The sequence below is a fragment of the Pseudomonas sp. ANT_H12B genome, from assembly GCF_008369325.1.
Taxonomy (GTDB): domain Bacteria; phylum Pseudomonadota; class Gammaproteobacteria; order Pseudomonadales; family Pseudomonadaceae; genus Aquipseudomonas.
In genome coordinates this window covers 95,764-108,352 of the sequence record NZ_VOBI01000007.1, presented here as the reverse complement: position 1 = coordinate 108,352, position 12,589 = coordinate 95,764, and the positions used below count along the sequence as shown (strand labels likewise).

The 12,589-nt window shown below is 53.1% G+C and carries 14 protein-coding genes and 2 pseudogenes; 8 read left to right on the top strand and 8 right to left on the bottom strand.

Annotation, left to right across the window (positions count from 1 at the left end):
- Positions 1–91: 91 nt before the first annotated feature.
- A complete protein-coding gene (locus FQ185_RS30570; RefSeq protein WP_080758782.1) occupies positions 92–433 on the bottom strand; it encodes a hypothetical protein in 342 nt (113 codons plus the stop codon).
- Between the two features lie 350 nt (positions 434–783).
- Between FQ185_RS30570 and FQ185_RS13000 the strand changes: the two are divergent.
- A pseudogene (locus FQ185_RS13000) lies at positions 784–1,920 on the top strand (MFS transporter).
- A gap of 29 nt (positions 1,921–1,949) precedes the next feature.
- Here FQ185_RS13000 and FQ185_RS12995 read toward each other — a convergent pair.
- Both FQ185_RS12995 and FQ185_RS12990 read right to left on the bottom strand, forming a co-directional pair.
- Entirely contained in the window at positions 1,950–2,417 is a 468-nt protein-coding gene (locus tag FQ185_RS12995; protein ID WP_069553036.1) for a DUF411 domain-containing protein, read from the bottom strand.
- Positions 2,407–3,063 carry a cytochrome c gene (locus tag FQ185_RS12990; protein ID WP_083272243.1) on the bottom strand — a complete coding sequence of 219 codons (657 nt, stop codon included), beginning with the start codon at positions 3,061–3,063 and terminating at the stop codon, positions 2,407–2,409. Before FQ185_RS12990 ends, FQ185_RS12995 begins: the two co-directional genes overlap by 11 nt.
- 18 nt (positions 3,064–3,081) lie before the next feature.
- Between FQ185_RS12990 and FQ185_RS12985 the strand changes: the two are divergent.
- Positions 3,082–3,935, top strand: a pseudogene (locus FQ185_RS12985) (IS5 family transposase).
- Positions 3,936–4,133: 198 nt separating this feature from the next.
- Here FQ185_RS12985 and FQ185_RS12975 read toward each other — a convergent pair.
- From FQ185_RS12975 to FQ185_RS12960, 4 genes are all read right to left on the bottom strand, one after another.
- Positions 4,134–5,234 carry a copper resistance protein B gene (locus FQ185_RS12975; protein WP_169850847.1) on the bottom strand — a complete coding sequence of 367 codons (1,101 nt, stop codon included), beginning with the start codon at positions 5,232–5,234 and terminating at the stop codon, positions 4,134–4,136.
- Positions 5,206–5,478 (bottom strand): hypothetical protein, encoded by a 273-nt coding sequence (locus tag FQ185_RS12970; RefSeq protein ID WP_139273583.1) that lies wholly within the window; start codon positions 5,476–5,478, stop codon positions 5,206–5,208. Before FQ185_RS12970 ends, FQ185_RS12975 begins: the two co-directional genes overlap by 29 nt.
- A gap of 12 nt (positions 5,479–5,490) precedes the next feature.
- Entirely contained in the window at positions 5,491–7,362 is a 1,872-nt protein-coding gene (locus tag FQ185_RS12965; RefSeq protein ID WP_115128420.1) for a copper resistance system multicopper oxidase, read from the bottom strand.
- Positions 7,363–7,580: 218 nt separating this feature from the next.
- Positions 7,581–7,787, bottom strand: coding sequence for a co-regulatory protein PtrA N-terminal domain-containing protein (locus FQ185_RS12960; protein WP_034114927.1), 207 nt, complete (start codon positions 7,785–7,787; stop codon positions 7,581–7,583).
- Positions 7,788–8,186: 399 nt separating this feature from the next.
- On the opposite strand from FQ185_RS12960, the gene flgB reads away from it, so the two are divergent.
- Positions 8,187–8,600: a flagellar basal body rod protein FlgB gene (flgB, locus tag FQ185_RS12955; protein WP_092237211.1), complete on the top strand. Its 414-nt coding sequence runs from the start codon at positions 8,187–8,189 to the stop codon at positions 8,598–8,600.
- A gap of 269 nt (positions 8,601–8,869) precedes the next feature.
- Here the strand turns inward: flgB and FQ185_RS12950 are convergent, their stop codons facing one another.
- Positions 8,870–9,070: a heavy-metal-associated domain-containing protein gene (locus tag FQ185_RS12950; RefSeq protein WP_034114911.1), complete on the bottom strand. Its 201-nt coding sequence runs from the start codon at positions 9,068–9,070 to the stop codon at positions 8,870–8,872.
- A 627-nt stretch (positions 9,071–9,697) separates the two neighbouring features.
- Here FQ185_RS12950 and FQ185_RS12945 point away from each other — a divergent pair.
- From FQ185_RS12945 to FQ185_RS12925, 5 genes are all read left to right on the top strand, one after another.
- Positions 9,698–9,937: a hypothetical protein gene (locus tag FQ185_RS12945; protein ID WP_092237208.1), complete on the top strand. Its 240-nt coding sequence runs from the start codon at positions 9,698–9,700 to the stop codon at positions 9,935–9,937.
- A gap of 410 nt (positions 9,938–10,347) precedes the next feature.
- Positions 10,348–10,623, top strand: coding sequence for a metal/formaldehyde-sensitive transcriptional repressor (locus FQ185_RS12940; RefSeq protein ID WP_092239330.1), 276 nt, complete (start codon positions 10,348–10,350; stop codon positions 10,621–10,623).
- A gap of 19 nt (positions 10,624–10,642) precedes the next feature.
- Entirely contained in the window at positions 10,643–11,551 is a 909-nt protein-coding gene (gene dmeF, locus FQ185_RS12935; protein WP_092239333.1) for a CDF family Co(II)/Ni(II) efflux transporter DmeF, read from the top strand.
- A 113-nt stretch (positions 11,552–11,664) separates the two neighbouring features.
- Positions 11,665–12,039 carry a hypothetical protein gene (locus FQ185_RS12930; RefSeq protein WP_092239335.1) on the top strand — a complete coding sequence of 125 codons (375 nt, stop codon included), beginning with the start codon at positions 11,665–11,667 and terminating at the stop codon, positions 12,037–12,039.
- Positions 12,040–12,041: 2 nt separating this feature from the next.
- Entirely contained in the window at positions 12,042–12,224 is a 183-nt protein-coding gene (locus FQ185_RS12925; RefSeq protein WP_092239337.1) for a DUF1289 domain-containing protein, read from the top strand.
- The last annotated feature ends 365 nt before the right edge of the window (positions 12,225–12,589 follow it).

The following is a 12,589-nucleotide window of genomic DNA, read 5'->3' as shown; positions in this document are numbered from 1 at the left end:
TCCTGTGATGATCCACTGCGCGTGTCTTGGGCTCGCGCGCAGATATGCCATCCCGCGCCAGGGCGGGATGAGGCTCAGTGGGGTACAGGAATCAAGCGCGAGGCGGTCGCCACACCCCGGAGGGAGCCTGAGTAGACAGGGAGTCGCTGAAGATTGTTAGTATTTGCGGACTGGACAAACGGGTGGCAGGTTTCCCCAACAACACTTGTAGCAGACTGGCGCTCCTGCATTCCTGACCAGGTTTGCAGGGTTTGCCATGATCGGCGGAGCTGCTCATATCACCGCAACAGTCCTGGTTCATATCATCCATCATGGTCATACCCGTCGTGTTCGTCGGGCAAGGTTCTGTCGGTGACTGAATGCCCGCCATCCCGCTCAGGGGAAGCGCCAAGCTGATCAGAAAAATGAGGAACAACCGCAGATAGCGTTTCATGCGAGGAAGTTTAGTCGCTGGCGACGGGCGATACCATTACGAATCTGTCAGGTAGAACCAGCAGCAACGGCGCTCCTTAATTTAGCGGCCTGTCTATACGCATGCTGATAGGTCAGGCTTCGTAAATGATTGTCTCGTGAGTCGGTAATGCCACGATAAGGATCACCGAAATGGGTAGAACCAGTGGACCGTGCCGAGAACAGCGCTCAACAACAGATAGATACCCGCCAAACACCTACTATCCTACCGCCTATAAGTTTGTTGAGCAGATAGCTCAATATGAGCTCGCCGCAACAGAATCACTGGACGCTGTAGATACACTTGCGGACGACAGCCAAGGAAACTGGAATATGTCCGAGACAATAGCTACACATAGCATTCCCCGTACGGTCTGGGCGCTAGGTTTCGTCAGCCTGTTCATGGACTTTTCTTCAGAAATGGTTCATAGCTTGCTGCCTATCTTTCTGGTGGGCACTCTAGGCATCAGCATAATCACTCTGGGTCTGATCGAGGGCATTGCGGAGGCGACGGCCCTGATAGTGAAAGTGTTTTCAGGGGCGATCAGCGACTACGTCGGTCGTCTCAAGGGCTTGCTGCTGGTTGGCTAGGGTCTTGCGGCACTCACCAAGCCGCTCTTTCCATTGGCTCACTCTGCAGAAATGGTGTTCACCGCACGCTTTCTGGATCGGATCGGCAAAGGTATTCGCCGCGCTCCACGTGATGCCCTGGTCGCTGATGTATCGCCACCGCATATCCGTCGCTTGCTTCGGCTTACGTCAATCCATGGATACGATAGGGGCCTTCCTCGGGCCAGCAGTAGCCATCCGCCTGATGTATGCCTTCAGTGAAAACATTCCACTGGTGTTATGGATCGCGGTGATACCGGCGTTGGTAGCGGTCAGTCTGATTTTTATTGGCGTCGATGAGTCCGAACACGAGCATTCAGCTCAGCGCTTTCGTTCACCCTGGCACGTTTTAGTGAGGCCTTCCTGGGCTTGCGCGCTCAGCAAGCAGGGTTGTCTGCAACCTGGGTGCCGATAGTAATGGTGGTGATGGCCTTGTTCTACACGCTCTCGGCCTACCCTGTGGGGAAGCTCTCTGACCGTGTAAGTCGCACAAGTCTCCTCAGGGTCGGGTTGATATTGCTGATCTTGTCCGATCTGGTTCTAGCCAGTGCCGAGTCCGTCTCAATGTTGATACTCGGCGTCGCCCTATGGGGACTTCATATGGGATTTAGTCAGGGGCTACTGGCTGCGCTTGTCGCTGACACGACACCGGCAGAATTGAAAGGAACCGCTTTCGGGATTTTCAACCTGGTGAGTGGTGTATCCATGTTGCTGGCAAGCGGGATTGCGGGGTTATTTTGGCAAACGTATGGCTCAGCAATGACATTTTATGCCGGCGCGGTTTTTTCTGCGATAGCGCTCATACTGCTGATAGCACAACGTAGCAAGAGCACACATCGCTTGCATGATCACGGGCAGTGATCATGCAAGAATCAAGGAAAGTTTGAAACTTAGTTTGCCATGTACTCGGCAATCACTTGGTCAGTACCTGCTTTGCTCAGGCCGATGACCTGATAAACATCCTGCTTCCCACCGACCTCCATGCCAGGCGAGCCTGCCGGCATGCCCGGCACAGCTATCCCGATAAGGTCGTCGCGTTTGCTCAAAGCAACTATTTGCTCGGCAGGCACGTGGCCTTCAACAAACTTGCCGTTGATCACCGCGGTGTGGCATGACGAGAGACGCGGAGCAACACCCAGGCCCTGCTTGACCGCGCTCATGTTGGTTTCTACATGATCAACGACGGTGAAGCCGTTAGCTTCAAGGTGCTGCATCCACTTCTTGCAGCATCCACAGTTAGCGTCACGATGGACGTCGATCGTCATCGATTCTGCTGCATGACCAGCGGAACTGATAAACAGAGCCGCGAATGCAGCGAGGCGAAGTGCCCGGCCAGGACGAAGAAAGTTATTTCGCATGGGTATGCTCCTTCCCATCAGCATGGGTATGAGTTTTTGGCTGATCCGCAGGAGCATCTGCACCCTCAGTATGAGCATGCTCAGTACTTTCATCCTGAGAGGGTGCTGCGTCTTCATCATGAAGATGCGCACTATTTTTGTCGTCATGATGATCGTCGGACTCAGCTACTTCTTCAGCGCCGCCTGCATCATGATGTCCAGCGGCAGCCTCTTTTTGACCGTCATGCTGTCCTTCATGGTTATGCATTTTGGTCTCGCCGCCACCGTGTTGGTGGCCATCGCTGCTTGCTGTCAGGGCCTTATATTGCTCTGCATCCAAGGCGGGAAGCTGCTGAAGAAAAGCAACCATCCCCCAGATGTAGGGGTCGGCCATGCTTTTGCCCCAGGCTGGCATGCCTGTGGACTTGATACCGTGCTTGATGATCCAGAAGGCGGCAGCTGGATTTCCATCAACGCCCAGTTTTGAAAGATTTGGAGGTGCCGGGTAAAGGCTTTTACTCAACTCGGTTCCAGCGACACTCGGAGCGAGGTGGCAGCCAATGCACATTGAGTTGTAATTGCCTGCACCTGCACGAATGAGAGCTTCATCGCTTAGGCTCTGTACGTAAACCCAAGAAATACGATTTTCTGTAAAATACACCGCCATTAAAGCCAGGAGGCCAAGATGGCAAAGCGGTATGAACTCCCCGACGCAGCCTGGGATCTGGTTGCAGATATCTTCACCAAAAATCAGCGCACCGGGCGCCCTCGGGCCGATGATCGCCTGATGCTAAACGGTATTCTCTGGGTGCTTTGCTCTGGCGCAGCCTGGCGAGACATGCCCGAACGATTCGGCCCTTGGTCAACGATCTATCAACGGTTCCGAGGATGGCGTGATTGCGGAGCTTTTGATCAGATGCTCAAGCGTCTTCATATCCGATTGAATGAGCAGGGTTTGATTGACTTGGAAACATGGATGATCGACTCCACTGCCGTACGAGCAACCCGGGCCTCATCAGGTGCCGGGAAAAAAGGGGATTTGAAGAACCGCAAGACCACGCGCTCGGGCGCAGCCGGGGTGGCCTGACGACCAAGATTCACATGCTGTGCGACGCCAATGGTGTGCCTCTGCGTTTCCTGTTGTCAGGCGGACAAGCCAGCGATATAGCCTATGCCCAACCGCTACTCGATCAGGCTTGCATACCCAGCCTGCGCGGTCGCCCACGCAAGCGTTGCCGCTGGTTGCTGGCTGACAAGGGTTACGACGCTGAAGCGCTGCGCCAGTATTGTGATCGTTATCGCATGCAGCCAGTCATTCCGTTGCGAAGCATGAAGCGCAAAACCAAGCCAGGATTGCCTCGACTTTTTGATCGCCCCAAATATCGGCAGCGCAACATCATCGAACGCATGTTTGGCTGGCTGAAGGAGAACCGTCGCATCGTGACGCACTTCGACAAGCTCGCAACAAGTTTTGCGGCGATGGTCTCATTGGCCTGCGCTATGCGGTGCTTGCGACAATACTTTACGTACAGAGCCTAGGTCGGGGACTTTAATGTCGCGTGAACGCACTGCAATCGAGCGATCCCGAGCAGTGGACAGAAGTGCGTAAACGGGATCGGAGTGGGGTTCATCGGCCCCAACGTTGAACACACCAAAATGCACGACGCCGGCCCCCATGATGACTGCAACCACACCGGCAGCAGCCAACGTTTTTATTGTTCTTTTCATATAAGGTTCTCAAAACCACATCCGAATACCTACGACAAATCGCGCCTCGTTCGTATCCTCTCCTTCATCGCTAGCGAGGTCTGCGGTCTTGCCATAGGAGCGACTCCAGGTAACGCCGATGTAGGGGGCAAACTCGCGGACAAGCTCGTAGCGCAACCGCAAACCTACTTCGGTATTGGCCAAACCAGAACCAATGCCGCGTTGCGGGTCGTTTTTCCCGTAAAAATTCATTTCGGCTGTGGGCTGCAAGATCAAGCGATTGGTAAGCAGAATGTCGTAATCGCCCTCTAACCGAGCCGCGGTCTGCCCGTTCTCACCAATGAATGCGGTGGCTTCCGCTTCAAAGTTGTAGAGAGCCATCCCTTGGATACCCAAAGCGCCCCAAGTCTGTGGCGAGCCTGGTTTAAAATCTTGACGCACCCCGGTAACAACGTCCCACCACGGACTGATCGAGTGCCCCCACAGTGCTGTGAGTTCGGCGCTCTCGGTTACACCGTTGGTACGTTCACCTTCCGAACGCAGCCACAGACGATCAACGTCCCCACCGATCCATCCCGTAGCGTCCCAGCTCAGGGCACTGCCGTTGTCAGCGTCCTGATACTCGAACTGATCGAGGAGAAAGAACGTGTTGAGGCTTTTGTCAGAGAGGCCATGACCAGCCACCGGAGGAAAGGCGGCTTCACGATCAGCGTCGGTCAGTACCGGAATAGGGGTTCGGCTCGTGGTAGTCGCCCTTGCATCCATACTCATTTTGCTGTGGTCCATGCCTTCCATCTGGCCTTGATCCATTTGCCCATGATTCATTTTGCTATGGTCCATCGGCTTTTCTTGGCCTTGGCCCATGTTCATTTTACTGTGGTCCATAGGCTCCATCGAACCATGATCCATCTTGGAATGGTCCATCTGGCTGTCTTTGGCGGGGATCGACTTTTGAACCCCCGAGGGTTTCGAGTCCGAACTCGAGGGCATGGTCATCGACGGATCCATTGCCTCAGCGGCGTTCGCCAAGCCAAAAAAAGCGGGGCTGATGGAGACGGTCAGTGCCAGCAGGGTTGGGCGTAAAAAATTACTGGTCATGATCTCAATCCGCTTTTTTAGTTTTTTGGTCATGATCCATCGACTCATCGCTCATTTTGCTGTGATCCATCGAGCCATGGTCCATGGAACTGTGATCGGTTTTGGATTCATTGGTCTTGGGTTTTTGGGTTGACTCTGGCTTGTCCGTTGATGATGCAGGAGTTGGATGGGAATGATCGCCACCGCTTTCTCCTGCCAGTGCAACGGGCACTCCCCCTAATAGGCCAATGACGAGGGCGCAACCGATCAGCGACTTACGATTCAGATATGTGTTCATAACCCGTCTCCTTTACTCATCAACCCGTACTTCACGGAACATGCCCATTTCCATATGGAATAGCAGGTGGCAGTGATAGGCCCAGCGACCCAACGCATCAGCGGTGACTCGATAGCTGCGTTTGGTTCCTGGTGGCATGTCGATCGTGTGTTTGCGCACCATGAATTTCCCGTTCTCATCCTCAAGGTCACTCCACATACCGTGGAGGTGGATGGGGTGAGTCATCATGGTGTCGTTCACCAGCGTAATGCGCAGACGCTCGCCATACTTGAGGCGCAATGGTTCGGCGTCAGAGAATTTGATGCCGTTGAATGACCAGGCGAACTTTTCCATATGACCGGTCAGGTGCAGCTCAATGGTGCGATTGGGCTCGCGGCCATCCGGATCCTGGAAAGTGCTCTTAAGGTCAGAGTAGGTAAGCACGCGACGGCCATTGTTGCGCAAGCCAATACCCGGATCGTTGAGCTTCGGCGTAGGGGTCATGGCTTGCATGTCAACCAGGGGGTTATTGGTTTCGGAGGCGGGGTGAGTCTGCATCTCTCCGCCCATGCCGCCCATGCCGCCCATACCTGCCATACCGGACATGTCACCCTGGTCCATACCTGCCATATTGCTGTGGTCCATACCGGTCATATTGGACATGTCATCCTGGCCCATGCCGGTCATTTTGCTGTGATCCATGCCGGCCATACCGGACATGCCACCTTGCTTCGTAGCGCCGCCATCCATGCCCGCCATGCTGCCATGGTCCATACCGGCCATACCGCCCATCCCCATGTCATCCATGGTCACAAGAGGGCGAGGATCAATCGCCGGTATCGGCGCCTTCAATCCTTCGCGCACGGCCAAGGTTCCGCGCGCATAACCGGTTCGATCCATGGACTGGGCAAAAATGGTATACGCCTCTTGACTGGCAGGCTCGACGATCACGTCATAGGTCTCTGCCACGGCGATGCGGAATTCGTCGACGCTGACCGGGTTGACGTGCTGGCCGTCGGCGGCCACAACGGTCATTTTCAAGCCTGGGATACGGACGTCGAAATAGCTCATACCCGAGCCGTTAATGAAGCGTAGGCGCAGCTTCTCTCCCGGCTTAAAAATACCTGTCCAGTTACCGTTGGGGGCCTGGCCGTTCATGAGGTAGGTGTAAGTATCCCCACTGACGTCCGCGAGATCGGTGGGGTTCATTTTCATTTCGGCCCACATCTTCCGATCCGCCACTGTCGCGGACCAGCCTTTCTCGCTGACATCGTCGATGAAGTCGCCCACGGTACGCTTGTGGTGGTTGTAGTAGTCCGATTGTTTCTTGAGCTTGGCCATGACGCGAGCAGGATCTTCATCGGTCCAGTCGGTCAGCATCACCACGTAATCGCGGTCGTACTGAAAAGGCTCCGGCTCTTTTGAATCGATCACGATGGGGCCATATACGCCAGCTTGTTCCTGAAAGCCCGAGTGGCTGTGGTACCAGTACGTACCGTTCTGATGCACCTTGAATTTATACTCGTACATGCCATCGGGGGCGATGCCGTGGAAACTCAAGCCCGGCACTCCATCCATGTTGGCCGGCAAGATGATCCCGTGCCAATGGATTGAAGTGTCCTGATCCAGGCGGTTTTTTACCCGCAGCGTGACCGTTTCCCCTTCGCGCCAGCGCAGCAATGGTCCCGGCAAGGAGCCATTGATGGTCATGGCCGTGCGTGGCGAGCCGGTGATGTTTACCGGGGTTTCACCAATAAACAGATCAAATTCGTTGCCGGTGAGTACGCTCGGCAGACCAGGACTGGTCACTGCCCATACAGGAGTGCGCCAAAGGCCAAAGCCGCCGAGAATGCCACCAGCGGCCAAGCCTTTAACGAATGTCCGCCTAGAGGTTTTGGAATGCATGCCGTTTATATCCAGTCAGTCGAAAGGGAAACCGTGTGAAACACGCTGTGGATTATGCTTATAGGTTAGCGGGCTCTCAGGAGCTCGTCTCGAATCTCTATGAACCTTGCCCGCCGCCGCAAAGGACTAAACTCATAGGGCAGGCGAGCTCAGAAATTGCCACATTTTAACCACCGAGGTGATTACATTTCTGTCAGCTTGGGAGTGCATCGAGCCGTTCAATATTTGGCTTGGTCGACAGCGTTGGCTTTGCTCTCGGCTACTGGGGGTTGAGTGCCTTGCTTTTGGGCAATTTGGTACGCGTCCATTGACCTCTTCATTGCAGCCTCCATGCGCGCGAACGTCCGGTCACCGCCACCTTCGGCCATCGCCAGAGAAGAGACGGTCAAAGCGGCTATGACAAACAGGGTTTTAATGGATTTCATGGGGGTATCCTCGAATAAGTTTTGGTCATCCCGTTGAATCCACATTGAAAAATGATTCTTGGGGGCTGAGCTCAAGGCTCGATATAACTTTAGGACTCATCCCCTGTCAGAAACCTTAGGTGAATATTACAGTTGTGTCAGGCTGCCACTTTTCTATTGAATAGCAGGCGGATTAATTCGTAAGCTCTCACTCATCCAAGTAACACTGCATCGTATTTAACCGATTAAAATTTATATATGACAATTTTGTAAGCTTCCTGTCATTTTTAAAGAGATTCGACGGTTTTTGAACAGCTGAACAGGATCTGAAATTCGCCGACGCTGATGCATTGTATTTAACCTTGAGTGTTCGATATGCGTATTGCGTCGGGACTGGTAATTCCACAAAGGTGATTAGACGTGAGTATTAATTTTGAAAAAGCCGTTGGTTCTGCGGAAAGAGCGTTAATTTATCGCAGCCAAAGAGCGGAGGTGCTGAGCAATAATATAGCTAACGCCGATACGCCAAATTTCAAGGCCCGCGACTTGGACTTTCCTGCCTTGCTTGCAAGCCAGTCAAAGCGAATGACGGATGCTCAGTTTTCTTTACAAACAACAAACCTAAAGCACATTGCTGGGAACGGATCAGCAGCCGAAATTGATGAGAGAGCTTTACTTTACAGAATTCCAAATCAACCGTCCCTGGACCAAAATACCGTGGATCAGCAAGTCGAGCTTGCGAAGTATACGGAAAATGAAATTCATTTCGAGGCAGCGTTCACCCGACTCAATGGTTCATTTAAAGGCCTGATTAAGGCTCTTCGTGGGGAGTAATTGCCAAAAAACAAGTACTTGCACTATAGAACAGGCCGGTTATCTCTGCCCTGGTTGCCCTAAAGTCAATGTCAGCAGACTTCGACCCATTGCCTACCACATTGTGCTCATTGAACCATTGAGGCGGGCTGGATAGGTGCTGAAGCTATTACTCCAGGAAAGCGCTAAGAAGACTTTGATCAGCTTATCTCGGCCCTGGGCTCATATCTGAAATGAGCCCAGGGAGAGCCTGTATATGGGAGCGTTAAAGCTGGAGCGGATCAGCACCATCAGGCGCTGATTTTGGAAGGAAAACCCAATGTTTCCACAGCTGCGCGGACTCGCTCAGGGTTTTCGCTACTTTCAACGTTGACCTTGCCGGCAGCACGATCCACCAAAACCCTTGCCTCGCTATCCAACGCGTGAATAGCTTTGGTGATTTTGCTAATGCAGCTGCCGCAACCAATGCCGGACACATCTAAGACGAACATAGTTATTCCTCTCGTATTGAGCGGCTTCTTTAGCCGCAAACACAGCATAAACGTTGACATGATGGCAAGGTCAAGTCTTGCCTGCACCCTGGTTTGGGGAGATCGCAAAAAAAGGAGTTCCGCACACTAAGCGACAACCGACCGGCTTCAGCCTTTGTGACACGGCCTATGTCCGGTTGGAGCAGGGGTCATGCCGAGATAAGGGAAAATTAGGACATTTGCTTCGCATGCGGTTGTTCTATAAAGGCTTGCGTGCAATCCACCTCAAGTCCTCCTGAATGGCTGGCGACTTCGGACAATCCGCGCACGCCTATCGCGTTGTCTGGGGTGCATAGAGAAAACGGAAAAAATCGTACGATAAGCCCCTGCTGACAGTCTGTAAGCCCTTGCGTTGTGCAGTCTGTGTCCGAATGGAGTACGCCTCAACCCGGCGTCAGGCCGGACGACGGAGGTACGTCAAGGTAGGGTCTATTTCGGCTTTTCCTGACGTTTCCCTACAAACCTCTATGAGCTCAACCTGACAGGCCACCGCCTCGGGTTGTTTGGTTGTCATAGGACTTCTCAAAACTTGAAGAAGTGGCGGGCTGTCGCTATTAGTTAAGGTTCACTCAACACAAGGACGCGAAGATGATCCAGAGATTCGTTGTTGTTCCTGCGATCCCCACCGAAACAGGATCGGTTCGCAATGGAGCTCGCTTTCACTCCACTACAGTTCCGGCTGGTTTTGATATTTATGACAATCAAGGTAAGCAGCGATTGCAGTTCACCTACTCGACACGGATAGAAGCAGATGCGGAATGCGAAAGACTGAACATGGAGTGCGATCAAACCACCATAACAACACCTACCCGCATCAGCTCACCATGATCTGTACGAACGCAATTTACTGGTCATCTGTTCAGCGATGCGGACTGAAAACAAAAAAACCGTCATGACTGACGGGATTTTTGTTGATGGGAGCTGATCCTTCAGCTCCCATCATTGTAGTTAAGAAATGAGGAGGCATGCGTTTTGAGATCCCTGTTGGTCGGCCTGACGCCGGGTTGAGGCGTACTTCAACCGGACGCAACAGTGCCGAACAATGCTTGCAGCAGAGCAGCATGGCTTAGCGTACAAACATCTCCGTTTTCTGCGATTACCCCCTTCGGCCTGACCCTCCACACTTGAAGCATCGCTTTCCAGCAAGGCACTGCGGGCGGCCTCTCCGTCATACGACGCTTGCATAGGGGTACTAGGTATGCCTATCATGCGACTTGCATAGGTAGGAGGGGTATACCATGGGTCACACAGCTTCAAACAAAGACGCTCTTCTCAAACGAGTTAAACGCATCGCAGGACAAATCCAGGCAGTTGAACGTGCTTTGGAATCGGATCTCGATTGCGCAAAAACATTGCATCTTGTCGCCGCCACACGCGGGGCCATCAATGGATTAATGGACGAAATTATTGAGGACCACGCCAGGGAGCATGTAGCGAACCCAGCGCTCAGCGATGAAGAGCGCAACAAGGGTGTCGAAGAACTTATTGAAGCCATTCGCCGCTATTCAAAGTGAAGAAACCAGGTACAAGTTCATGAGTAGCAGCACCAATATCGAAATTAATCACATACACGACCACGTATTCCTTGGGTCAGCGCACGAAGAAAATGCCAAACGTACCCTTTGGGTCGTGGCGCTTACGGTGGTGATGATGGTTGGCGAAATCACCGCCGGTTATATCACTGGCTCGATGGCTTTACTTGCCGATGGTTTTCACATGGCGACCCATGCGGGCGCTTTGGGCATCGCAGCGGCTGCTTACGGATACGCAAAACGCCACGCGTCCAGTAATCGTTACAGCTTCGGTACCGGTAAGGTTGGAGATCTGGGTGGGTTTGCATCGGCGCTCATACTCGGCATGGTGTCCCTGGTAATCGGCGTAGAGTCAGTAATGCGCCTCCTCCAGCCAACGGAGGTTCAATTCGGGACCGCTACGCTCATTGCGATTGTTGGCTTGATCGTAAACATTGTGAGCGCGCTTCTGCTTGGCCACGGCCACAGTCATGATCATGATCATGGACATCACGGGGATAACAACCTGAAATCAGCGTACGTCCATGTAATAGCGGACGCACTGACCTCCGTGCTGGCAATTGCTGCATTGCTCGCTGGCCGGTATCTCGGGTGGGTATGGCTGGATCCGGTAATGGGTATTGTTGGTGCCATCGTTATCGCGCGTTGGGCGTGGAGCTTGATGGGTGTGACCTCTGCTGTACTGCTAGATCAAACTGATGAGCACGTTGCAGAGGAAATCCGTGAGCTGGTTGAGAAGCCAGGCGATGCAACCATTACAGACTTGCATGTCTGGCGGGTTGGACCAGAAGCGCATGCGGCTATCGTAAGCGTCCTTGGCGAAGCCACTGCGAACGCCGAAATCATTCGTGAACGTCTCAAGCCTGTTCACGAGGTCAGCCATCTGACTGTCGAATTTCGACCTGTCTGATTCAGTCTGATTCCTCTGGTAAGGGGCTCTAATTGAGCCCCTTCGCTAACTCGCTTTGTTGAACCCGCCCGTTGCAGGGCGCCCCCCATCTATTGCCTCCAAAGGAGCCCGCAATGCCCTTAGGCAAACGTGAACTTGCGCGGATCGAACGCGGTTTAATTGCAACTCTCACCGAAGCTTGCGAAACGGCAAAATCTGAAATCAAAGGCTTTTCCTGGCTCACCCACGAAGCTGACTTAAACGCGCTTCCTGAAACTCTAAAAGTGATCTGGGTTTTCGAAACGTTAGCAGACAAAAAGCTTGCCCAGTCTAGCGCGCAGAAGGTGCGCATCTTTGAGCTGACTGCCATGGCGCTGAACGGCGCAAACATTGATCTGCGCCCATCAGACCACAATGTACGGTTCGACTCTGAGGAGGAGTGCCAACGAAGTCATGGTGGCGATTGGCAGAAGCGGTTGGCGCAATCACGCGTGACAAAGGGTTATTGACGATGGCTAAAGAAATCGAAAGTCCATGCATTTCAGTTTGCCAGCTAAGTGGCGATCTTTGTGTGAGCTGCGGGCGAAGCAAGGAAGACATTAGGAAATGGAAACGAATGAAGCGGCCCGAAAAGATGGCTGCTGTCCAAAGGGCGAACATGCGTCTGAAAGGATTGAAGAAAACACAGGGATAGCTGGGATTGTTCCCGACATTCGATGAAAGGCTCGCTAAAAGCAGAATTCACGGATTGCCGTCAACATACAGGCCGAACAGGATGTTATGGCATAACAATTAAAATCAGTGAGTGATGCCGTCTTCGGTGTTCCACAGCACAATCGCGGCGGTTACCAGGCTGAGGCCGCTGGCCCGGTAGCGCTGTGGAACACCGTCTACCTGGAGCGCGCAACCCAAGGGCTGACTGAGGCCGGAAAGCCGACAGGATCGTCATTTCACACAAACAAAACGCAAGATTCGAATCCTTCTGAAAAAAGCTAAGTGAATCATTCAGTTACAGGTCTAATGTCCTAATTTTCCCTTATCTCGGCATGACCCCGAGCA

Excerpts from the sequence above, each read along its gene's own strand:
- FQ185_RS30570 (WP_080758782.1), bottom strand. The coding sequence starts at position 433 with ATGAAACGCTATCTGCGGTTGTTCCTCATTTTTCTGATCAGCTTGGCG.
- FQ185_RS12995 (WP_069553036.1), bottom strand. The coding sequence starts at position 2,417 with ATGCGAAATAACTTTCTTCGTCCTGGCCGGGCACTTCGCCTCGCTGCA.
- FQ185_RS12990 (WP_083272243.1), bottom strand. The coding sequence starts at position 3,063 with ATGGCGGTGTATTTTACAGAAAATCGTATTTCTTGGGTTTACGTACAG.
- FQ185_RS12975 (WP_169850847.1), bottom strand. The coding sequence starts at position 5,234 with ATGACCAAAAAACTAAAAAAGCGGATTGAGATCATGACCAGTAATTTT.
- FQ185_RS12970 (WP_139273583.1), bottom strand. The coding sequence starts at position 5,478 with ATGAACACATATCTGAATCGTAAGTCGCTGATCGGTTGCGCCCTCGTC.
- FQ185_RS12965 (WP_115128420.1), bottom strand. The coding sequence starts at position 7,362 with ATGCATTCCAAAACCTCTAGGCGGACATTCGTTAAAGGCTTGGCCGCT.
- FQ185_RS12960 (WP_034114927.1), bottom strand. The coding sequence starts at position 7,787 with ATGAAATCCATTAAAACCCTGTTTGTCATAGCCGCTTTGACCGTCTCT.
- FQ185_RS12950 (WP_034114911.1), bottom strand. The coding sequence starts at position 9,070 with ATGTTCGTCTTAGATGTGTCCGGCATTGGTTGCGGCAGCTGCATTAGC.
- FQ185_RS12945 (WP_092237208.1), top strand. The coding sequence starts at position 9,698 with ATGATCCAGAGATTCGTTGTTGTTCCTGCGATCCCCACCGAAACAGGA.
- FQ185_RS12940 (WP_092239330.1), top strand. The coding sequence starts at position 10,348 with ATGGGTCACACAGCTTCAAACAAAGACGCTCTTCTCAAACGAGTTAAA.
- dmeF (WP_092239333.1), top strand. The coding sequence starts at position 10,643 with ATGAGTAGCAGCACCAATATCGAAATTAATCACATACACGACCACGTA.
- FQ185_RS12930 (WP_092239335.1), top strand. The coding sequence starts at position 11,665 with ATGCCCTTAGGCAAACGTGAACTTGCGCGGATCGAACGCGGTTTAATT.
- FQ185_RS12925 (WP_092239337.1), top strand. The coding sequence starts at position 12,042 with ATGGCTAAAGAAATCGAAAGTCCATGCATTTCAGTTTGCCAGCTAAGT.